This window comes from Streptomyces sp. TRM68367, assembly GCF_014495685.1.
GTDB lineage: Bacteria > Actinomycetota > Actinomycetes > Streptomycetales > Streptomycetaceae > Streptomyces.
The window spans coordinates 46,569-68,197 of the sequence record NZ_JACTVI010000001.1; the positions used below are offsets into that span (position 1 = coordinate 46,569).

15 protein-coding genes are annotated in these 21,629 nt (G+C 71.6%); 12 read left to right on the plus strand and 3 right to left on the minus strand.

Features of this window, described 5'->3' with window-relative positions:
• Window positions 1–34: 34 nt before the first annotated feature.
• The 6 genes from H8R17_RS00245 to H8R17_RS00270 all read left to right on the plus strand — a co-directional run bounded on the left by H8R17_RS00245 (window position 35) and on the right by H8R17_RS00270 (window position 7,494).
• A complete protein-coding gene (locus tag H8R17_RS00245; RefSeq protein WP_187821032.1) occupies window positions 35–2,284 on the plus strand; it encodes an MMPL family transporter in 2,250 nt (749 codons plus the stop codon).
• Window positions 2,262–2,855 carry a GNAT family N-acetyltransferase gene (locus H8R17_RS00250; protein WP_187821033.1) on the plus strand — a complete coding sequence of 198 codons (594 nt, stop codon included), beginning with the start codon at window positions 2,262–2,264 and terminating at the stop codon, window positions 2,853–2,855. Before H8R17_RS00245 ends, H8R17_RS00250 begins: the two co-directional genes overlap by 23 nt.
• A 26-nt stretch (window positions 2,856–2,881) precedes the next feature.
• Window positions 2,882–3,481: a hypothetical protein gene (locus tag H8R17_RS00255; protein WP_399476056.1), complete on the plus strand. Its 600-nt coding sequence runs from the start codon at window positions 2,882–2,884 to the stop codon at window positions 3,479–3,481.
• 194 nt (window positions 3,482–3,675) lie between these two features.
• Window positions 3,676–3,861, plus strand: coding sequence for a hypothetical protein (locus H8R17_RS00260; RefSeq protein ID WP_187821035.1), 186 nt, complete (start codon window positions 3,676–3,678; stop codon window positions 3,859–3,861).
• Window positions 3,862–4,066: 205 nt separating this feature from the next.
• The gene (locus tag H8R17_RS48500) at window positions 4,067–7,249 is read left to right on the plus strand and encodes an AAA family ATPase (RefSeq protein WP_187821036.1); all 3,183 of its coding nucleotides are present in this window, start codon (window positions 4,067–4,069) and stop codon (window positions 7,247–7,249) included.
• 38 nt (window positions 7,250–7,287) lie between these two features.
• Window positions 7,288–7,494: a DUF6191 domain-containing protein gene (locus H8R17_RS00270; RefSeq protein WP_187821037.1), complete on the plus strand. Its 207-nt coding sequence runs from the start codon at window positions 7,288–7,290 to the stop codon at window positions 7,492–7,494.
• Between the two features lie 41 nt (window positions 7,495–7,535).
• Here the strand turns inward: H8R17_RS00270 and H8R17_RS00275 are convergent, their stop codons facing one another.
• Together H8R17_RS00275 and H8R17_RS00280 are read right to left on the minus strand one after the other, a co-directional pair.
• Window positions 7,536–8,705 carry a sorbosone dehydrogenase family protein gene (locus tag H8R17_RS00275; protein ID WP_187821038.1) on the minus strand — a complete coding sequence of 390 codons (1,170 nt, stop codon included), beginning with the start codon at window positions 8,703–8,705 and terminating at the stop codon, window positions 7,536–7,538.
• 207 nt (window positions 8,706–8,912) lie between these two features.
• Window positions 8,913–9,911: an aldo/keto reductase gene (locus H8R17_RS00280; RefSeq protein ID WP_187821039.1), complete on the minus strand. Its 999-nt coding sequence runs from the start codon at window positions 9,909–9,911 to the stop codon at window positions 8,913–8,915.
• 77 nt (window positions 9,912–9,988) lie between these two features.
• Between H8R17_RS00280 and H8R17_RS00285 the strand changes: the two genes are divergently transcribed.
• The 6 genes from H8R17_RS00285 to serA all read left to right on the plus strand — a co-directional run bounded on the left by H8R17_RS00285 (window position 9,989) and on the right by serA (window position 20,012).
• Window positions 9,989–10,939 carry a 2-hydroxyacid dehydrogenase gene (locus H8R17_RS00285; RefSeq protein ID WP_187821040.1) on the plus strand — a complete coding sequence of 317 codons (951 nt, stop codon included), beginning with the start codon at window positions 9,989–9,991 and terminating at the stop codon, window positions 10,937–10,939.
• Between the two features lie 441 nt (window positions 10,940–11,380).
• Window positions 11,381–14,425: a bifunctional diguanylate cyclase/phosphodiesterase gene (locus tag H8R17_RS00290; protein ID WP_187821041.1), complete on the plus strand. Its 3,045-nt coding sequence runs from the start codon at window positions 11,381–11,383 to the stop codon at window positions 14,423–14,425.
• Window positions 14,426–14,678: 253 nt separating this feature from the next.
• Window positions 14,679–16,541, plus strand: coding sequence for an acetolactate synthase large subunit (locus tag H8R17_RS00295; protein WP_187821042.1), 1,863 nt, complete (start codon window positions 14,679–14,681; stop codon window positions 16,539–16,541).
• 19 nt (window positions 16,542–16,560) lie between these two features.
• Window positions 16,561–17,085, plus strand: coding sequence for an acetolactate synthase small subunit (gene ilvN / locus H8R17_RS00300; RefSeq protein ID WP_187821043.1), 525 nt, complete (start codon window positions 16,561–16,563; stop codon window positions 17,083–17,085).
• A 120-nt stretch (window positions 17,086–17,205) separates the two neighbouring features.
• Window positions 17,206–18,204, plus strand: a complete 999-nt coding sequence (gene ilvC, locus H8R17_RS00305; protein WP_187821044.1) for a ketol-acid reductoisomerase — start codon at window positions 17,206–17,208, stop codon at window positions 18,202–18,204.
• 218 nt (window positions 18,205–18,422) lie between these two features.
• Window positions 18,423–20,012, plus strand: a complete 1,590-nt coding sequence (serA, locus tag H8R17_RS00310) for a phosphoglycerate dehydrogenase (RefSeq protein WP_187821045.1) — start codon at window positions 18,423–18,425, stop codon at window positions 20,010–20,012.
• Between the two features lie 56 nt (window positions 20,013–20,068).
• Here the strand turns inward: serA and H8R17_RS00315 are convergent, their stop codons facing one another.
• A complete protein-coding gene (locus tag H8R17_RS00315) occupies window positions 20,069–21,604 on the minus strand; it encodes an MFS transporter (RefSeq protein ID WP_187821046.1) in 1,536 nt (511 codons plus the stop codon).
• Window positions 21,605–21,629 lie beyond the last annotated feature (25 nt).

The following is a 21,629-nucleotide window of genomic DNA, read 5'->3' on the forward strand; positions in this document are numbered from 1 at the left end:
ATCCCCCCACATCGTCCCCCCGGGAGCACGTTTCGTGGCAGCACTCGCACGCTGGTGCATCCAGCGCCGCCTCGTAGCCGTACTGCTCTGGCTCCTCGCCTTCGGCGGGGTCACCGCGGGCGCCGTCGTCGCCGGCACCGCGTACTCCAACGACTACAAGGTCCCCGGCACCGAGTCGGGCCGCGCCACCCAGCTGCTGCACGACGGCTTCCCCGACCTCGGCGGCGACAGCGACCGGATCGTCTGGCACACCGACTCCGGCACGGTCCGCGCCAGCGACGTCGAGCAGACCATGACCCGCACCCTGGAACGCGTCGGGGACCTGCCCGGGGTGGCTTCCGTGACCAGCCCGTACGACGAGCACGGCGCCGGCCGGATCAGCCCGGACGGCCGTACGGCGTACGCGACCGTCACCTTCGACGACCAGGCGCAGGACGTCGGCAAGGCCGAGGCGCAGTCCGTCGTCGACACCGCCGAGTCCGCCGAGTCCGACGGGCTGCAGGTGGCGCTGGGCGGCAGCGCCGTCGGGCTCACCGAGTCGTCCGGCGGGCATCTCGCCGAGATCGTGGGCGTGGTAGTCGCCGCCGTCGTGCTGTTCCTGGCCTTCGGCTCGCTCGCCGCCTCACTGCTGCCGATCGCCACCGCGCTGGTCGGCGTCGGCACCGCCTACTCCGGGATCGCGCTGCTCGGGCACGCCATGACCGTCGCCGACTTCGCACCCATGCTGGGCATGCTGATCGGGCTCGGCGTCGGCATCGACTACGCGCTGTTCATCGTGACCAGACACCGGCGCGGGCTGAAGCGCGGGCTGTCCGTCACCGAGGCGGCCACCAACGCCGTCGCGACCACCGGACGGGCGGTCGTCTTCGCAGGTGCCACCGTTTGCATAGCCCTGCTGGGGATGCTGATCCTCCGGCTCAGCTTCCTCAACGGCGTGGCCATCGCCGCCTCGTTGACCGTGGTCCTGACCGTCGCGGCCTCCGTGACCCTGCTGCCCGCCCTGCTGTCCTTCATCGGCATGCGCGCGCTCAGCCGCCGCGAGCGGCGCCGGCTGGCCGAGCACGGACCGGAACCGGAGCTGCCGACCGGGTTCGCCGCCCGCTGGTCGGCGTTCGTGGAGCGCCACCCCAAGGTGCTCGGCGCCGTCGCCCTGGTCGTCATGGCCGTCCTCGCCCTGCCCACCCTCGGCCTGCACCTGGGCACCTCCGACCAGGGCAACGACCCCCAGGGCTCGACCACCCGCCAGGCCTACGACCTGCTCGCCGACGGCTTCGGCCCCGGCGTCAACGGCCCCCTCACCCTCGTCACGAAGGTCGGCGGCGCCGCCGACCAGCTCGCCCTGGACAACCTCGACAGCACCCTGCGCGGCACCGAGGGCGTCGCCGCGGTGACCCCGGTGACGTACGACGAGGGCGGCCACACCGCCTACCTGACCGTCGTACCGGAGTCCTCGCCGCAGTCGCAGCAGACCAGCGACCTCGTCGACCGGCTGCGCGACGACGTGCTGCCGCGCGCCGAGACCGGCACCTCGCTCGATGTACAGGTCGGCGGCGTCACGGCCGGCTACGACGACTTCGCCGCGGTCATCGTCGACAAGCTGCCCCTCTTCGTCGGCGTCGTCATCGGCCTGGGCTGTCTGCTGCTCCTGCTGGCCTTCCGGTCCGTCGGCATCCCGCTGAAGGCCGCCGCGATGAACGTCGCCGCGGTCGCCGCCGCCTTCGGTGTGGTCGTCGCGATCTTCCAGTGGGGCTGGGGCAGCGAACTGCTCGGCCTCGGCCGGGCCGGGCCCATAGAACCGTTCCTCCCCGTGATCATGGTGTCGGTCCTCTTCGGCCTCTCCATGGACTACCAGGTCTTCCTGGTCAGCCGGATGTACGAGGAGTGGCTGGAGACCGGCGACAACCGGCGCGCTGTCCGCGTCGGCCTGGCCGAGACCAGCAGAGTGATCAACTCCGCCGCGGTCATCATGATCTCGGTCTTCCTCGCCTTCGTGCTCAGCGGCGACCGGGTGATCGCCATGTTCGGCATCGCGCTCGCCGCCGCCGTCGCCCTCGACGCCTTCGTCCTGCGCACCCTCCTCGTACCGGCCCTGATGCACATGCTCGGCGGCGCCAACTGGTGGCTGCCGCGCTGGCTCGACAGGTGCATGCCGCGCATCAGCATCGAGCCGCCCGAGTGCCGTGCCGCCCATGAGAGGCTGGCCGCCGCGACGGACGCCGAGGTGGCGGACGTCCTGGCGGAGGAGGAGGCACGGCAGCGGGATGTACGCGATACGACTGGGTGACGACGAAACGGAACTGCGGCCCCTGGAGCCGTGGCACGCCGAGGAGTTCTTCGCGCACCTGGAGCGGGGCAGGGAGTTCATCGGGCGGTTCATCGACTTCGGGTCGAAGGAGACCGACGTCGACTCCGCGCGGGCCATGCTCCAGCGGTACGCCGACCTGCGCGCCGCCGACTCCGCCTCCCTGCACGGCCTGTGGCTGCAGGGCAAGCTCGTGGGCGGGGTGCTGTTCCTGAACTTCGAGGCGGAGCAGGGCCGCTGCGAGGTCGGCTGCTGGCTGGAGCCCGCCGCGACGGGACGGGGCCTTGTCACGCGCGCGATGCGGGTGCTCCTAGACTGGGCGATCGAGGAACGCGGCATTCACCGGGTCGAGTGGGTCGCCGCGTCGGGCAACCAGTCCAGCCTCAACGTCGCCCGGCGCTTGGGCATGACCCGGGACGGGGTGCGCCGCGAGGCCCATCTCCATCACGGCGTACGGCACGACCTCGAAGTGTGGTCCGTGCTCGCGCCCGAGTGGCGCGCCGCACGCGACGCGTGCCGCTCACCCCGTTCCATAGCTCACAACGATCATTAAGCAACCTCTCAGAGAGCGTCCGTACGGTGCGAGGCATGGGAACCAAGACAGTGGATGAGACCGAGGCCGCCGAGGCCAAGCACGACGAGGAGGCGGTGGACGTCACCAAGCCCGACGAAGGGACGGAGGCCGACGGCGAGGCCGTGCAGGACGCCTCGGACGAGACGCCCGACGCCGAGGACGGCGACGAGCAGGACGAGGAGTTCCAGGCGAAGCAGGAAGAGGGCCCGTCCGGTGTCGGACAGGGCGCGGGGGCGGTCGTCTCCGTCGCGCTCGGCCTCGTGTCGCTCACCGGCGGCTGGCTCGGCACCGTCGCCTCCGCGCGCGAGCAGCTCATCGGGCAGCTGCATACCGCGGCGAACGCGGGCGTGGCGGCGCAGGTCAAGGAGGTCTACGGCGACGCCTGGCAGACCACCGCGCTGTGGGCCGGCGTGTTCGCGCTGGCCGCCCTGGTCGTCGGCGTGGTCGTGCTGGCCCGCCCCGCCTTCGGTGCGCCCGGGAAGTCGCAGGCCCCCTGGATCAAGTCGGTCTCCTGGGCGGGCGTCGCGCTCGGCGTCATCGGCCTGTTCCTGGCCGTCCTCAAGTACACCGACGTCCTGCTCGGCCTGCCCTCGACGAGCAGCTGAGCCGCGCGCGCCATCAGGGGTCTTAGGTCCTCCGCAGGGTACTTACGGCGGACCTGAGGCCCCTTACGCGTGCCCGGACCCGGGACCGTCCCCCGAAGATGCGGAACTCTCCCGATGTGGCCGGCCCCCCTCGGAGACGAAGGTGGAGGCATCGCACCAAGCGAAGCCGACCACCGACCCAGTGGGGACACACCATGTACGAGTACGAGCTCCACCAGTACCGCTCCGCCGACCTGCTCCGCCGCGCCGACCACCAGCGCCTGGTCCGCGAGGCCCTCCGAGCCCGCCGCACCGCCCGCCGCAAGGCGACGCACGGCACCTCGGGAACCGAGCCCCATACCCACGACTCCCGCTACCGCCGCTTCACCCGCGCGGCGTGACGACGGGGCCCCACCGGCGTGCACAGGCGATGCACCCCACGCCGACATAGCCGCGGGCGGTCGTGCCGCTGGGGCGGCAGGGGTGGGCGTAGCGGCACCCCACCAGCGCGGCGAGCGCACCCACCCCCGGCCAGCACCAACACCGCACGCCTCCCGCCCCCTCCGCCGCCAGAAAACCGGTGCCGCATTGTCAGACCCCCGTGCAATGCTCAGCCTCGTGGAGACCAGGTCCGTCAGTCCCGTCTTCGTCGGCCGCGGCGACGAACTGGACACACTGAACACCGTCCTCGCCGACGCCGCCGCAGGCAACCCGCAGGCGTTACTGATCGGCGGCGAGGCCGGTGTCGGCAAAACCCGCCTCGTCGAGGAGTTCGCCACCGCCGCCCGCCGCCGGGCCGCTGTCGTCGCACTCGGCGGCTGCGTCGAGATCGGCGCCGACGGCCTGCCCTTCGCCCCCTTCTCCACCGCCCTGCGCACCCTGCACCGCGAACTGCCCGACCGGCTCGCCGCCGCGGCCGCCGGACAGGAGGACGAACTCGCCCGGCTGCTGCCCGAACTCGGCACGGTGGCCGCCCGCGAGGCCGACCGCCCCGGTGAGGAGGGCATGGCCCGCCTCTTCGAGCTCACCGCCCGCCTGCTGGAGCGCATCGCCGCCGACCACACCGTCGTCCTCGCCCTGGAGGACCTGCACTGGTCCGACGCCTCCACCCGCCACCTGCTCACCTACCTCTTCCGCACCCTGCGCACCGGCCGCCTGGTGGTCCTCGCCACCTACCGCTCCGACGACATCCACCGTCGCCACCCACTGCGCCCCCTGCTCGCCGAACTCGACCGCCTCCGCACGGTCCGCCGCCTCGAACTCGGCCGTTTCAACCGCGAGGAAGTCAGCCGCCAGATCGCCGGCATCCTCGCGCGGGAACCCGACCCGGCCCAGACCGACGAGATCTTCGCCCGCTCCGACGGCAACGCCTTCTTCGTCGAGGAACTCGCCGTCGCCGCCCGCGAGGGCGCGCGTACGGGCCTGCCCGACTCCCTGCGCGATCTGCTCCTCGTCCGCGTCGAAGGCCTGCCCGAGGCAGCCCAGCGGGTCGCCCGGATCGTCGCCGAGGGCGGCTCCACCGTCGAGTACCGGCTGCTCGCCGCCGTCGCCCGGCTCGCCGAGGACGACCTGATCGAGGCGCTCAGGTCCGCCGTGAACGCCGGCATCCTCACCCCCGCGCCCGGCGAGGACGGCTACCGCTTCCGCCACTCCCTGGTCCGCGAGGCCGTCAGCGACGACCTGCTGCCCGGCGAACGCTCCCGCCTCAACCGCCGCTACGCCGAAGCCCTCCAGACCGACCCGACGCTCGTCCCCGCCCACCAGCGCGTCATGCGCCTGGCCAGCTACTGGTACCACGCCCACGACGCCGCCAGGGCCCTGCCCGCCGTCCTCGACGCCTCCGTGGAGGCCCGCCGCCGGCACGCCTACTCCGAGCAACTGCGGCTGCTGGAGCGGGCGATGGAGCTGTGGGACACCGTCCCCGAGGACGTACGCGCCGCCCAGCGCCCCGCCGACTACGCCGAGGTATACCCTCCCCCACTGCCAGAACGGCGTGGGGGGACCCCCAGCGGCGGCGGCCCGACCACGGCTCCGTTGCGCTACCTCGACCTGATGGCCGAGGCGGCCGTCGCCGGCCGGCTGTGCGGGGAGCGGGAACGCGCCCTGAAGATCGCCAAGCGGGCGCTGCGACTGCTGGACGAGGAGCCGGACCCGCTGCGCGCCGCCTGGTTCTGGGCGCAGCGCGCCCGGCTGACCCAGGCCCTGGCCCGCGGCGACGGCTGGAAGGAACTCGCCACTGCGCAGGACCTGGTGCGCGGACTGCCACCCTCCGAGGTGCACGCCGAAGTGCTGGCCATGGTCGCGGGCTGGTCCATGCTCCACGAGCCGGGCCCCGAAGCGATGACGGCCGCCGAACGCGCCGTCGAGTACGCGCGCATGGTGGGCGCCCGGGACATCGAGCTCAACGCCAGGCTCACCCTGGCCGGCCTCCAGGCCGACGCGGGCCAGATCGAGGTCGGGCTCGCCGAGATGTACGAGGTGAAGGAGCAGGCAGCCAAGCTGGGCGCGATCAGTGTGCGGGTCCGCAGCCATGTGAACCTGCCGTCCGTGCTGGAGGGCCTCGGCCGCTCCAAGGAGGCCGTCGGGCTCCTCCGGGAGGGGGTGCGCATCACGCGCGAACTCGGCCTGCTCGACTCCGAGGGCTGGGTGTGGGGCAATCTCGCCGAGTCCCTGCACTCCCTCGGCCACTGGGACGAGGCCGCCGAGGCCGCCGCCAACGCCCAGCGGGAGGGACAGAGCGCCAAGCCGCGCACCGGCGGCTCCATGCGGCTGGCCCATCTGGCCCTCGTCCGGGGCGACTTGACCACAGCCACCGGCCATCTGCGCGCCGCCCGCGAATACTTCGGCACGCACGACCTCATGCCGCAGTACTCCCTGCCGATGAGCCACATCGCGATCGGCATCGCCGCCGCCGAGGGCCGACTGCCGGACGCCCGCACCGAACTGCTGGCCGTCCTGGACGCCGGTTTCCCGCCCGGCACCCAGCGCTATGGCTGGCCGCTGCTGATCGCCGCCGCCGAGGGCCGACTGCCGGACGCCCGCACCGAACTGCTGGCCGTCCTGGACGCCGGTTTCCCGCCCGGCACCCAGCGCTATGGCTGGCCGCTGCTGATCGCCGCCGCCGGCGCCGAGGCCGACGCCCACGGTCTCGCGCCCGCCGCATCCGGCCGCCCCGAGATCCTCGACCGCATCCGCGGCGCCGCGAAGACGCTGGCCACCGGGGCGCCCGTATGGGAGGCCCACGCCCTGTGGCTGCGCGCCGAACTGCTGTGCGCGGACGGCAAGTCCGAGCCCGGGGAGTGGTCCGCCACCGTCGCCGCGCTGGAACCCCTGGAGCGCCCCTACGACCTCGCCCGCGTCCGCCACCGACTCGCCGAGGCACTGCTGGGCTCCGCCGGAGGCGACGACGAACGCGCCCGCGCCACCGAGCTGCTCCGCCTCGCCCGCGCCGTCGCCGACCACCTCGGCGCCCGCCCGCTCCTCGACGCCGTCACCCTGCTCGCCCAGCGCGCCCGCCTCACCCTGAGCCGCACCGCCCGGCCGTCCCCCGACCCCGCCGGGGACCTCGGGCTCACCAGCCGGGAACGCGACGTCCTGCGCCTGGTCTCCGCCGGCCGCACCAACCGCCAGATAGCCGGGGAACTCTTCATCTCCCCGAAGACGGCCAGCGTCCACGTCTCCAACATCCTCGCCAAGCTCGGCGTCGCGGGCCGGGGCGAGGCTGCGGCGGTGGCGCACCGGCTGGGGCTGTTCCCGGCCGAAACGCTCACCTCGCCGACGGCAGGGTGACATTTACGCTGTAAGGGACGCCGGCCGAGGGAGGCTCCGTGTTCAACGCGTTCGAAGAACTGTTCGCGCCCGGTCGCAAACACACCCGCGATGAGCAGAAACGCCTGGAACTGACCCGCGAGGACGTCGGCGACAACGACCCCGGCCGCGGGCCCATAGATCTGGCGTCCGGGAAGGTCGTCGTACGGCCGCCCGCGCAGGATCCCGGCGCGCGGGGCGGGGGTGACAGCGACGAGGACGCGTGAGGGGGTACCACTCCGCCGGAACCGCCACCCCGCCCGAACCACTACTTCACCTGCAGCTCCAGGATCCGGTCGTCGCCCTCCTTCGGGTTGCCCCGGCCGTCCGTGTTGCTGGTCGTGAGCCACAGCCTGTCGCTGCCGACCTGGACCACCGTGCGCAGGCGGCCGTACTCGCCCTCCAGGAAGGCCTGCGGGTCCGCCGCGGCCTCCGTGCCCTTCAGCGGGATGCGCCACAGGCGCTCGCCCTGCAGACCCGCCATCCAGATGGAGCCCTCGGCGTGGGCGATGCCGCTGGGGGAGGCCTCGTCCGTGCCCCACTGGGCGATCGGGTTGTGGAACTCGGGGTCGTCGGACCGGCCCTCGGCCTTCGGCCAGCCGTAGTTGTCGCCCGGCTTGATCGCGTTCAGCTCGTCCCAGGTGTTCTGGCCGAACTCCGCCGCGAACAGACGCTGTTGGTCGTCCCAGGCCAGGCCCTGCACATTGCGGTGGCCGTACGAGTACACCGGCGAGTCCGGGAACGGGTTGCCCGGGGCCGGCTCGCCCTCCGGGGTCAGGCGCAGGATCTTGCCGCCCGTGGAGTCCCGGTCCTGGGACAGCCCCGTGTCCCCGCTCTCGCCCGTGCCCGCGTACAGCATCTTGTCCGGGCCGAACTCGATCCGGCCGCCGTTGTGCACGAAGCCCTTGGGGATGCCGCGGAAGACGACGTCGGGCGCGCCCAGCTGCTCGCCGGACGGCTTCTGCGCGTCGTACAGCATGCGGACGATGCGGTTGTCCGAGGCCGAGGTGAAGTAGGCGTAGACCATGTGGTCGGAGGCGTAGTCCGGGGAGAGGGCGATGCCGAGGAGGCCGCCCTCGCCCTCCGGGGCGACGCCCGGCACCTCGCCCAGCTCGGTCTTGCGGCCCGTCTCCACGTCGACCCGCGTGATCGTCCTGTCGTCCCGCGAGGAGACCAGCAGGTCGCCGTCGGGCAGCGGGGCCAGGCCCCAGGGGCTGTCGAGACCGGTGGCGACCGTGCGCACCACCTTCACCGAGCCCTGCGCCGGCGGGGTCTGTCCGGCGGCCTGCCGCGTGGGCGAGGGCCGCGATGCCGTACCACTGGGGGAGGCGCTCTCCTCGCCGCCCGGCGACCCTCCGCCGTCGGAGGAGCAGCCGGCGGTCAGCAGGAGCACGGAGGCGGCCAGCAAGGCCGTCACGGCTCGACGTCGCACGATCATGGTCCCTTCGACGCGGCGGTTCCTACTTGTCTTACACCGCTCGCGCCCCACAGGTTCCCGATCAGTGAATGTTGAACCGTCCCGTCTCATCCGAGCGCACGGTTCACGCCGTACAGGATCGGTTTCCGGTCACCGTACGGCCGTACCCCATGGCCGCCACCTCCGTCCCACTGCTCGCGGCTCGTCAGCCCGCGAACCCGCCCCGCCTCAGTCCCACGACCCCTGCGCCGCCGGCAGCTGCGCCACCTCCGCCAGATCCTCCGCCGTCAGCCGCAACGCCGCCGCCCCCGTGTTCTCCGTCACCCAGCGCTCCCGCTTGCTGCCGGGGACCGGGACCACGTGCCGGCCCTGGGCCAGTACCCAGGCCAGGGCCACCTGGGCGGGCGTGACCTCGTCGCCGTGGCGGGCCGCGACGCGGCGCAGGCCGGCCACGATCGGCTGGTTCGCGGCCATCATCTCGGCCGTGAAGCGCGGGTGCCGGGCGCGCATGTCGTCCGACTCGAAGCCCTCGCCGGGCGTCAGCGTGCCGGTCAGGAAGCCGTTGCCGAGCGGCATCGCGGCGAGGAAGCCGACGCCGCGCGCCTCGCACCACGGCAGCAGCGCCTCCAGGGCCTCCGGCGACCACACCGACAGCTCCGCCTCCACCGCGCTCACCGGGAAGACCTGCTGGACCCGCTCCAGCTGCCGGATCGTCGTGTCGTGCAGCCGCGTTCCGGGCCGGCGGCCGGCCCGCGCACCCACCGCGCACAGCCCCAGCGCCCGTACCTTCCCGGCCTGTACGAGTTCCGCCATCGCGCCCCACGTCTCCTCGACCGGGACCTCGGGGTCGGCGCGGTGCAGCTGGTAGAGGTCGATCACGTCGGTCTGCAGGCGGCGCAGACTCGCGTCGCAGGCCCGCTTCACGTACCCCGGGCGGCCGTTGGCCACGATGTGCTGCTCGCCCACCAGCAGGCCGGCCTTCGTCGACACGAAGGCGTCCGCGCGCCGCTCCTTCAACACCCGCCCCACCAGCAGCTCGTTGGTGAACGGGCCGTACATGTCGGCCGTGTCCAGCAGCGTCGACCCCAGATCCAGCGCCCGGTGCACCGCCCTGAGCGACTCGTCGCCGCGCTGCTGCGACGCGCTGTACGCCCAGCTCATCGGCATGCACCCGAGTCCGACGGCCCCCACCGCGAGCGCCGCCGCGCCGATCGTCCTGCGCTCCACCTGCTCGTGACCCTCCCTCTCCTGGCCACCCCAACCTAACCTCTGCGCCTTCACGCTCCTGACATAGCCTCCAGAGCATGAGTGCTGACGTGTGGCTGCCCCTCTCCCCGGACGACATCGACGGCCTCCCCGAGGGGCCCACGTACCGCTTCTGGGACGGTGAGGAGGAGTTCCCCGCCGACCCGGCCGACTGCGTGTTCTACGTGGTGCCCTACATGAAGGCGCCGGAGGTGGGGCAGCGGCCGCTGCCCCAGATGGGCGCCGTGGAGGTCGTGCAGACGCTGTCCGCGGGCATCGACCACGTGGAGCCCGGGCTGAAGCAGCTGCGTCCGGGCGTGCGGCTGTGCAACGCGCGTGGCGTGCACGAGGCCAGCACCGGGGAGCTGACACTCACGCTGATCCTGGCGTCGCTGCGCGGCATCCCCGACTTCGTACGGGCCCAGGACAAGGGGGAGTGGCTCGGCGGGTTCCGCCCGGCGCTGGCCGACAGGAACGTCCTCATCGTGGGATACGGCTCGATCGGCGCCGCGATCGAGGACCGGCTCGTTCCCTTCGAGGTGGCGCGGGTGGCGCGCGTCGCGCGCTCCGCGCGCACCACGGCGCGCGGTCCGGTGCATCCGCTCACCGAACTGCCCGCCCTGCTCCCGGAAGCGGACGTCGTGGTCCTCGCCACCCCGCTCACCGAGGCCACGAAGGGCCTGGTCAACTCCGGTTTCCTCGCCCGGATGAAGGATGGCGCCCTGCTCGTCAACGTCGCCCGCGGACCCGTCGTCGACACCAAGGCGCTGCTCGCCGAGCTGGAGACCGGCCGCATCACCGCCGCCCTCGACGTCACCGACCCCGAGCCGCTGCCCCGTGAACACCCCCTGTGGCGTGCGCCCGGCGTGCTGATCAGCCCGCATGTGGGCGGCCCCACCTCCGCCTTCCTGCCGCGCGCCCGGCGCCTGCTCGTCGACCAGTTGAGCCGCTATGTGAACCGGGAGCCCCTGCGCAACGTGATCCTTACGACAGGCGCCACCGGCGTCTGATCCGCGGGAGCGCACCAGGACGGCATCCGCTCGGGTACCGTCCGCAACCTTCCGGACGCGGTGGGTGTTTATGCATCTGTTGATCGTTACGGAGCGTAGAGAACCTATGTCCCTGAGTGACGAGACTGGTGTATCGTCCAGACAGGGGCAGCGCCGCGCACCGATCGGCGCCGGGGATGGACATTTCAGACTGCGAGGGGGGCGACGGGCGATGCACGGCCTATGGACCAGCGATCCGACGCGGCAGGGCAGCCGACGGCGACCCTGGTGCACAGCCGCGTGCAGACGCGGCCACCACGGCAGTCACAGCCACCGTCGGCGCGGCGGCTACCACATCAACCACAGTCCTCACCAGCGACGACACGGCAGCCGCAGGCGCCAGGCCCACCCAGCGCACCGGGACCAGCGGGACCGGGGAGCGGCGCGGACCGGGAGGGACCGGTGAGCGCGCCGACTTCCACGACCACCCTCGACGCGGGGCTGCGGGCACAGCCCACGCCGGGGACATCGCCGCTGCCTCGCACGCCGGGCTCCGGCAACGGGCGGGCCCTGCTGCCGCAGATCGTCCTGGCCCTGGTCTGCGCGGGATACGCCCTCGGTTCCGCGTTCGGCTGGGGATCGACCCACCTCGCGCTGATCATGGGCGACTTCGGGCTGGCCGGCGCCGCGGTGGCGGCCGCCGTGTCCTGCTTCCTCTACGCCCGCAGTCGCCGTGTCCGCTTTCGCCCCGCCTGGCTGCTGTTCGCCCTCTCCTCGGCGATGGCGGCCCTCGGCAACGCGGTCTGGGGGTGGTACGAGGTCGTGCTCGACCGGCCCGTGCCCAGCCCCAGTTACGCGGACCTGTTCTTCTTGTGCTTCGCACCGCCGGCCATCGTCGGACTGCTCGTGCTCGCCAAACGGCCGGTCACGAAGGCGGGTTGGGGCTGCCTCGCGCTGGACGCCTGGCTGATCGGCGGCTCGCTGCTCACCCTGGCGTGGAGCCTCGCGCTCGCCCAGGCGGCGAAGACGGAGGGGCCCGACGTGGCGCACACCGCGCTGTCGCTGGCTTACCCGCTGCTCGACATCGCCCTGGTGAGCATGCTGCTGGCGCTGCACTTCAGGCGTTCCGCGGTGAACCGCACCGCGGTCAACACCGCGATCGGCGCGCTCGCGCTGACCGTGATGTGCGACGCCCTGTTCACCTCACCGCTGATGCACAACAACTACCAATCCGGCCAGCTGCTCGACGCGGGCTGGTTCGCCGGCTCGCTGCTGCTGGCGTACGCCCCCTGGGCCGCGCCCCGGCCCGCCCAGCCGGACCCCACGAGACACCCCACGAGACACCCCACGGACAGGCACTACACGGACGGGCACACGCGCGTGGTCCACGAGCACCTGCCCGGCCAGCGCGGCGGCGCGCACCACCCGCCCGCACCGGAAGCCGAGCACGGCCGGTATCCGGCCGCCCGGCCCCTCGCGGGCTCCCTCGCCGCCCTCACGCCGTACCTCGCGGCCGCCGTGTGCACGCTGGGGATCCTCTACAACGTCCTCAACGGCCGCAGCGTCGACCGCGTGGTACTCATCACCGGCGGCACGGTCGTGCTCGCGCTCGTCGTCCGCCAGGGCATCATGCTGCTCAACAACATCACTCTCACACAGGAACTGGCGCAGAAGGAGAACCACTTCCGCTCCTTGGTGCAGGGATCGAGCGACGTCATCATGATCGCCACGCCCGGCGGCGTCCTCCGGTACGTCTCCCCGGCCGCCGCGGGGGTGTACGGCCGCCCGGCGGAGGACCTGGTCGGCACGGAACTGGCGGGTCTCATCCACCCCGAGGATCTGGGCTGTGTCGTGCACGAGGTGCGCCGTTTCCTCGCCGCCGACCCGGTCGAGGAACCCACTACGCGCATCGAGTGCCGTTTCCGGTCCGGCGACGGCGGCTGGCTCAACGTCGAGTCGACCGTCAACCGCCACCACGGGGGCCTCATCTTCAACAGCCGGGACGTGACCGAAAGAGTGCGTCTGCAGGCGCAGTTGCAGCACAACGCCGAGCACGACCCGCTCACCGACCTGCCCAACCGCGCCCTGTTCACCAAGCGCGTGCAGCAGGCCCTGTCCGGCCGCCGCTCCACCGACCGGGGCACGGCCGTGCTCTTCATCGATCTCGACGGTTTCAAGGCCGTCAACGACACGATCGGGCACCAGGCCGGGGACGAACTGCTCGTCCAGGCCGCACGCCGGCTCCAGGACTCGGTCCGGCAGGGGGACACGGCCTCCCGGCTGGGCGGCGACGAGTTCGCGGCTCTGATCGTCGGCGACGGCACCCCCGACCGCACGGCCCGTGAACGGCACATCCTGGAGCTCGCCGACCGTCTCAGGGCGACGCTGTCGCAGCAGTACGCCATCGACGGCAACGATGTCCGGGTCAACGCCTCCATCGGCGTCGCCTTCGCCGAGCCGGGCCTCGGCGTGGGCGAGATCCTGCGCAATGCCGACCTCGCCATGTACCGGGCCAAGGCGGGCGGCAAGGGCCGCGTCGAACTGTACAAGCCGCAGATGCAGCAGGACGTCGTACGCAAGGCGGAGCTGGCCACGCGGTTGCGCGCCGCGCTGCACGACGGCGAGTTCGCGCTGCTGCACCAGCCGGTGGTGTGCCTGGCGGACGGCCGGATCACCTCGGTCTCCGCCCAGGTGCGCTGGCGCTCCTCGCGGGGGGTGCTGTTCACCCCCGCCGACTTCCTGCGGGTGTCCGAGGACAGCGAGAAGACCGCCGAGCTGGACCGCTGGATGCTCCAGGAAGCCGTCGAGCAGGCCGCCGAGCGGGCTGCGACGGGCCTGTCCGTGCCTGTGGCGGTCCGGATGAGCGCACGCCGGCTGCTGGACCGCTCCCTGCCGCTCGGCTCGGTGGAGGCCCTGCTGACCCGGCACGGGCTACCGTCCGGGGCGCTCGTCATCGAGCTGGCCGACACCGACCCCCGGGTCGGCCTGGACGAGCTGGAGCGCCGCCTGGGTGCCCTCAGGCGGGTCGGCGTACGGATCGCGCTGGACGGCTTCGGCAGCGGCCACGCGGCGATCACGGCGCTGCGCCGGCTCCCCGTCGACTTGCTCAAGCTCGACCGCAGCCTGGTCGAGGGCATCGTCGAGTCCGCGCGACTGCACAAGATCACCAGTGGCCTGCTCCGGATCGCCACCGACCTCGGGCTGCATTCCGTGGCCGAAGGGGCCGACCTGCCCGAGCAGGTGGTCGCCCTGCGCGCGATGGGCTGCACGCACGGGCAGGGCGTGGCCTTCTCCGGGCCGCTGGACGAGTACCGGTTGCGCCGGGCGCTCAGTACCGGCCACTATCCGGTGCCGCACGGACCGGCCGAGCCCGCGTTCGCGGGCGGTGTGGGAGGTGAACGAGCCATGGAAAGGGGCCCGAGGGTATACACCAGCAGCGTGCCCGCCGTCCTCGGCGGTGGTACCACCCTCCGCTCACATAATGAGACCCCCGTCCCACCCACTTGACAGTGAGTGTGCGCCGGGGAGAAGGTCAGTGCCATGCGCACCCGAATTCTCGTACTTGGACAGCGCGTCGGTTGAGCTGGGTCACACCGGAGAAGATCCGGAAACCCCAGCGACCTCACCGGCGCGCTCCCCTCGCTTGCCCTACGGCACGAGGGGTTTTTTGTTGCATGGGCACGAGCCGTACGTAGCCCGTACACGAGTCCAACGTCGTACAAACTTCGCATAAACCCTCAGCATCGAGAAGAGATCGCCGATGACCGAGCAGGCCTCCGGGGCCCACCATCCGCAGCCGCGGCCCCGTCCCTCTGGACAGCCGTCCGCGCCCGAGCAGATCACGGGTGCGCAGTCCCTCATCCGCTCTCTCGAGGAAGTCGGGGCCGAGACGGTATTCGGCATTCCCGGCGGTGCGATCCTTCCCGCGTACGACCCGATGATGGACTCCACCAGGGTGCGCCACGTCCTGGTCCGTCACGAGCAGGGAGCCGGCCACGCCGCCACCGGCTACGCGCAGGCCACCGGCAAGGTCGGCGTCTGCATGGCCACCTCGGGCCCCGGTGCCACCAACCTGGTCACGCCGATCGCCGACGCCCACATGGACTCGGTGCCGCTGGTCGCGATCACCGGGCAGGTCGCCTCCAAGTCGATCGGCACGGACGCCTTCCAGGAGGCGGACATCGTCGGCATCACCATGCCGATCACCAAGCACAACTTCCTCGTCACCAAGGCCGAGGACATCCCCCGGGTGATCGCGCAGGCCTTCCACATCGCCTCCACCGGCCGCCCCGGCCCGGTCCTGGTCGACATCGCCAAGGACGCCCTGCAGTCCAGGACCACCTTCTCCTGGCCGCCGGCCATGGACCTGCCCGGCTACCGCCCGGTGACCAAGCCGCACGCCAAGCAGATCCGCGAGGCCGCCAAGCTGATCACCCAGGCCCAGCGGCCCGTCCTGTACGTCGGCGGCGGCGTGATCAAGGCCCGGGCCACGGCCGAGCTGAAGGTCCTCGCCGAGCTGACCGGCGCGCCCGTCACCACCACCCTGATGGCGCTCGGCGCGTTCCCCGACAGCCACCCGCAGCACCTGGGCATGCCCGGCATGCACGGCTCCGTGGCCGCCGTCACCGCGCTGCAGAAGGCCGACCTGATCGTCGCCCTCGGCGCCCGCTTCGACGACCGCGTCACCGGCAAGCTGGACAGCTTCGCGCCGCACGCCAAGATCGTCCACGCCGACATCGACCCGGCCGAGATCGGCAAGAACCGCGCCGCCGACGTGCCGATCGTCGGGGACGCCCGCGAGGTCATCGCCGACCTGGTCCAGGCCGTGCAGAAGGAGCACAGTGAGGGCAACCCGGGCGAGGCCGCCGGGCCGAAGTACGCGGCCTGGTGGACCGACCTGAACCGCTGGCGCGAGACCTACCCGCTCGGCTACGACCAGCCCGACGACGGCTCCCTGTCCCCACAGCAGGTCATCGAGCGCATCGGCCAGCTCGCCCCCGAGGGCACGATCTTCGCGGCGGGCGTCGGCCAGCACCAGATGTGGGCCGCGCACTTCATCGAGTACGACAAGCCCGCCACCTGGCTGAACTCCGGCGGCGCCGGAACCATGGGCTACGCGGTCCCCGCCGCCATGGGCGCCAAGGCCGCCGCGCCCGACCGGACCGTCTGGGCGATCGACGGCGACGGCTGCTTCCAGATGACCAATCAGGAGCTCACCACCTGCGCCCTGAACAACATCCCGATCAAGGTGGCCGTCATCAACAACGGCGCCCTCGGGATGGTCCGCCAGTGGCAGACCCTCTTCTACAACCAGCGGTACTCCAACACCGTGCTGCACTCCGGGCCCGACGACGTCAACCCGGACGCCCGCGGCACCCGCGTCCCCGACTTCGTGAAGCTGTCGGAGGCCATGGGCTGCTACGCGATCCGCTGCGAGGACCCGGCCGACCTCGACAAGGTCATCGAGGAGGCGAACTCCATCAACGACCGCCCGGTCGTCGTCGACTTCGTCGTCCACGAGGACGCGATGGTGTGGCCGATGGTCGCCGCCGGCACCTCCAACGACGAGATCATGGCCGCCCGGGACGTCCGCCCCGACTTCGGCGACAACGAAGACGACTGAGCGAGAGAGACCAAGAGACATGTCCAAGCACACGCTCTCCGTCCTGGTGGAGAACACGCCGGGCATCCTGGCCCGGATCGCCGCCCTGTTCTCCCGCCGCGGCTTCAACATCGACTCGCTCGCCGTCGGCGTCACCGAGCACCCCGACATCTCCCGCATCACCATCGTCGTGGGCGTCGAGGACCTGCCGCTGGAGCAGGTCACCAAGCAGCTCAACAAGCTCGTCAACGTGCTGAAGATCGTCGAGCTGGAGCCGGGTTCGGCCGTTCAGCGCGAACTCGTTCTCGTGAAGGTGCGCGCCGACAACGAGACGCGCTCCCAGATCGTCGAGATCGTCCAACTGTTCCGCGCCAAGACCGTCGACGTCTCCCCGGAGGCCGTCACCATCGAGGCCACCGGATCCAGCGAGAAGCTGTCCGCGATGCTCAAGATGCTGGAGCCGTACGGCATCAAGGAACTGGTCCAGTCCGGCACGATCGCGATCGGCCGCGGCGCCCGTTCGATCACGGACCGCTCGCTGCGCGCCCTCGACCGGTCGGCATAAGACTCCATACGGGCGGTCGGCGCGCGCCGACCGCCCGTATTCCGAGACCCCGGAACTTCCCGTCCCCCCGCCGTCATACGGTGGGACGCAACACCTGCACTCCCGAGGAGAGAACCCAAAGTGGCCGAGCTGTTCTACGACGCCGACGCCGACCTGTCCATCATCCAGGGCCGCAAGGTCGCGGTCATCGGTTACGGCAGCCAGGGCCACGCGCACGCCCTGTCGCTGCGTGACTCGGGTGTCGATGTCCGCGTCGGTCTGCACGAGGGCTCCAAGTCCAAGGCCAAGGCCGAGGAGCAGGGCCTGCGCGTGGTGACCCCGTCGGAGGCCGCCGCCGAGGCCGACGTCATCATGATCCTCGTGCCGGACCCGATCCAGGCCCAGGTCTACGAGGAGCACATCGCCCCGAACCTGAACGACGGCGACGCCCTGTTCTTCGGCCACGGCCTGAACATCCGCTACGGCTTCATCAAGCCCCCGGCCGGCGTCGACGTGTGCATGGTCGCCCCGAAGGGCCCGGGCCACCTGGTGCGCCGCCAGTACGAGGAGGGCCGCGGCGTTCCGTGCATCGCGGCCGTCGAGCAGGACGCGAGCGGCAACGCCTTCGAGCTCGCCCTGTCGTACGCCAAGGGCATCGGCGGCACCCGCGCCGGCGTCATCAAGACGACCTTCACCGAGGAGACCGAGACCGACCTGTTCGGCGAGCAGGCCGTCCTCTGCGGTGGTACGGCCGCGCTGGTCAAGGCGGGCTTCGAGACCCTGACCGAGGCGGGCTACCAGCCGGAGATCGCCTACTTCGAGTGCCTGCACGAGCTGAAGCTGATCGTCGACCTCATGTACGAGGGCGGCCTGGAGAAGATGCGCTGGTCGATCTCCGAGACCGCCGAGTGGGGCGACTACGTCACCGGCCCGCGGATCATCACCGACGCCACCAAGGCCGAGATGAAGCAGGTCCTCGCCGAGATCCAGGACGGCTCGTTCGCCCAGAAGTGGATGGACGAGTACCACGGCGGCCTGAAGAAGTACAACGAGTACAAGCAGCAGGATTCCGAGCACCTCCTGGAGACCACCGGCAAGGAGCTGCGCAAGCTCATGAGCTGGGTCGACGAGGAGGCGTGAGCCCCCGGTCCGGCCGCGGCACCGATGCCGCGGCCGGACCTTTCACGTCCGGGTGATCCTTCCGCACAGACGTAAGACGACCCCCGTCGCACCACTACACTGCGGTACTACATACGCGTCAGGCCCACAGCGTCGTGCGTCTTCCACGCGGCCACCACCCTCCACCGCCTGCGGCCGTCGGGACGGCCGTCCGCAGCATTGGATTTGTGAGGACTCACGTGAGCTCGAAACCCGTCGTACTCATCGCTGAAGAGCTGTCGCCCGCCACCGTGGAGGCGCTCGGGCCGGACTTCGAGATCCGGCACTGCAACGGAGCCGACCGAGCCGAGCTGCTCCCGGCCATCGCCGAGGTCGACGCCATCCTGATCCGTTCCGCGACGAAGGTCGACGCCGAGGCCGTCGCCGCCGCGAACAAGCTCAAGGTCGTCGCGCGCGCCGGCGTCGGCCTGGACAACGTCGACGTCTCCGCCGCCACCAAGGCCGGCGTGATGGTCGTCAACGCCCCGACCTCGAACATCGTGACCGCCGCCGAGCTGGCCTGCGGCCTGATCGTCGCCACGGCCCGGAACATCCCGCAGGCCAACGCCGCGCTGAAGAACGGCGAGTGGAAGCGCAGCAAGTACACGGGCGTCGAGCTGGCCGAGAAGACCCTGGGTGTCGTGGGTCTGGGCCGGATCGGTGCCCTCGTCGCGCAGCGGATGTCCGCGTTCGGCATGAAGGTCGTTGCCTACGACCCGTACGTGCAGCCCGCGCGGGCCGCGCAGATGGGCGTGAAGGTGCTGTCGCTGGACGAGCTGCTCGAGGTCGCCGACTTCATCACCGTGCACCTGCCCAAGACGCCCGAGACGCTCGGTCTGATCGGCGACGAGGCGCTGCGCAAGGTCAAGCCGAGCGTGCGCATCGTCAACGCCGCGCGCGGCGGGATCGTCGACGAGGAGGCGCTGTACTCCGCCCTCAAGGAGGGCCGGGTCGCCGGTGCCGGTCTCGACGTGTACGCGAAGGAGCCGTGCACGGACTCGCCGCTGTTCGAGTTCGACCAGGTGGTGTGCACGCCGCACCTCGGTGCGTCGACCGACGAGGCGCAGGAGAAGGCCGGCATCGCGGTGGCCAGGTCGGTGCGCCTCGCGCTCGCCGGTGAGCTGGTCCCGGACGCGGTGAACGTCCAGGGCGGCGTCATCGCCGAGGACGTCAGGCCGGGGCTGCCGCTCGCCGAGCGCCTGGGCCGGATCTTCACCGCGCTCGCGGGCGAGGTGGCCGTGCGGCTGGACGTCGAGGTGTACGGCGAGATCACCCAGCACGATGTGAAGGTGCTGGAGCTGTCCGCGCTGAAGGGTGTCTTCGAGGACGTCGTCGACGAGACGGTGTCGTACGTCAACGCACCGCTGTTCGCGCAGGAGCGGGGTGTCGAGGTGCGGCTGACGACCAGCTCCGAGGCGACCGACCACCGCAACGTCGTGACCGTGCGCGGGACGCTCGGGGACGGCGAGGAGGTGTCGGTGTCCGGCACGCTGGCCGGCCCGAAGAACCTGCAGAAGATCGTCGCGGTCGGTGACTACGACGTCGATCTCGCGCTCGCCGACCACATGGTGGTGCTGCGGTACGAGGACCGGCCGGGTGTCGTGGGCACGGTGGGCCGGATCTTCGGCGAGGCGGGGATCAACATCGCCGGTATGCAGGTGTCGCGGTCGGTGGCAGGTGGGGAGGCGCTGGCCATCCTCACGGTCGACGACACGGTGTCCCCCGGGGTGCTGGCCGAGGTCGCCACCGAGATCGGGGCGACGTCTGCTCGATCGGTGAACCTGGTCTGAGGTTGTGGGAACGCCGGACGAGCTGAGGTGATCAGCTCGTCCGGCGTTCTGGTGTGTCAGGCCAGCGCTTTCTCCCGCTCCTCCGTCTCCTCCTCCCGCACCCGTACCCTCCGCAACGTCACCGCCGCCAGCGCCGCCGCCCCCGCCAACACCCCGGCCGCCGCAATCGCCGCACCCTGCATGCCGTGGGTGAAGGCCTCCCGCGCGGCCGTCGTCAGGGCGTCCCCCGCGCGCCCCGGCAACTGCTGGGCCACGGCGAGTGCGCCGCCCAGGGTTTCGCGGGCCGGGGCGGGGACCGTCGCCGGCATCTCGTGGCGGTAGATCGCCGTACCGATGGAGCCGAGGACCGCCATGCCGAGGGCGCCGCCGAACTCGGCGCCGGTCTCGAAGAGGGAGGACGCGGTGCCCGCCCGTTCCACCGGGGCGGCGGTCATCATGAGGTCCGCTATCTGGGTCGTCGCCGTGATGACTCCGCCGGCGAGGACACCGCAGGCCGTCAGCACCAGCCACAGGGAGTCCGGGCCGGCGAGGGCCAGCAGCGCGTAGCCGCCCGCCGCCATGACGAAGCCCGCCGTGACGACGGCGGCCCGCGGTACGCCCTTCTGGACCAGCTGCGCCGAGACCGGTGCCAGCGCGCCGATCGCCACCGACGGAAGCAGTCCCCACAGCGCCGCCTCCAGCGCGCTCTTGCCGAGCACCGACTGCAGATACTGCGTGGTGAAGATCGCCGAGCCCATCATCCCGAACAGCGCGACGAGGTTCAGGACAACGGCGGGGGCGAGGCCGCGTACGCGGAACAGTGTGGGGGAGATCAGGGGGGACGCCGTCGTGCGCTGGCGGTGGACGAACAGGGCCGCGAAGAGCAGGCCCACGGTGATCGACAGGACGTACCGGACGTTCCAGCCGTCCGACGGGATCTCCTTCAGGCCGTAGATCACGGGGAGTACCGCCGCCATCGACAGCGGCACGCTCGGCCAGTCGAAGCGGCCGGGCGCGGGATCGCGCGACTCCGGGAGCAGCACCGGGGCGAGGACCAGCAGCATCACCATCGCGGGCAGGTTGACCAGGAAGACCGAGCCCCACCAGAAGTGCTCGACCAGCACCCCGCTCAGCACCGAGCCGAGTGCCACCCCGCCCGTCATCACGCCGGACCAGATGCCGATCGCCTTGGCACGCTGGCCGTGGTCGGTGAACATCGTGCGGACCAGGGCCATCGTCGACGGCATCAGCGTCGCGCCGCCGATGCCGAGCACCGCGCGGGCCGCGATCAGCATCTCGGCGTTGCTCGCGTACGCCGCCGCCAGAGAGGCCGCGCCGAAGGCCGCCGCGCCGATCATCAGGAGTTTGCGCCGGCCGATGCGGTCACCGACCGAGCCCATGGTCATCAGCAGACCGGCCAGGACGAAGCCGTACATGTCGAAGATCCACAGCTGCTGGGTGCCGGTCGGCTCCAGGTCGGCACCGATCGCGGGGATCGCGAAGTAGAGGACCGAGACGTCCATCGAGACCAGCAGCAGCGGCAGCATCAGCACGCAGAGCGCGGTCCACTCGCGGCGCCCTGCCCGGGCCGGAGGGTTCGGGTTCGTCGTCATGCCGAGGACTGTACGAACGTCTTAA

Bases quoted from the DNA above. Each gene is read 5' to 3' on its own strand.
- H8R17_RS00250 (WP_187821033.1), top strand. From the start codon at position 2,262: ATGTACGCGATACGACTGGGTGACGACGAAACGGAACTGCGGCCCCTG.
- H8R17_RS00260 (WP_187821035.1), top strand. From the start codon at position 3,676: ATGTACGAGTACGAGCTCCACCAGTACCGCTCCGCCGACCTGCTCCGC.
- H8R17_RS48500 (WP_187821036.1), top strand. From the start codon at position 4,067: ATGCTCAGCCTCGTGGAGACCAGGTCCGTCAGTCCCGTCTTCGTCGGC.
- H8R17_RS00275 (WP_187821038.1), bottom strand. From the start codon at position 8,705: ATGATCGTGCGACGTCGAGCCGTGACGGCCTTGCTGGCCGCCTCCGTG.
- H8R17_RS00285 (WP_187821040.1), top strand. From the start codon at position 9,989: ATGAGTGCTGACGTGTGGCTGCCCCTCTCCCCGGACGACATCGACGGC.
- H8R17_RS00295 (WP_187821042.1), top strand. From the start codon at position 14,679: ATGACCGAGCAGGCCTCCGGGGCCCACCATCCGCAGCCGCGGCCCCGT.
- ilvN (WP_187821043.1), top strand. From the start codon at position 16,561: ATGTCCAAGCACACGCTCTCCGTCCTGGTGGAGAACACGCCGGGCATC.
- H8R17_RS00315 (WP_187821046.1), bottom strand. From the start codon at position 21,604: ATGACGACGAACCCGAACCCTCCGGCCCGGGCAGGGCGCCGCGAGTGG.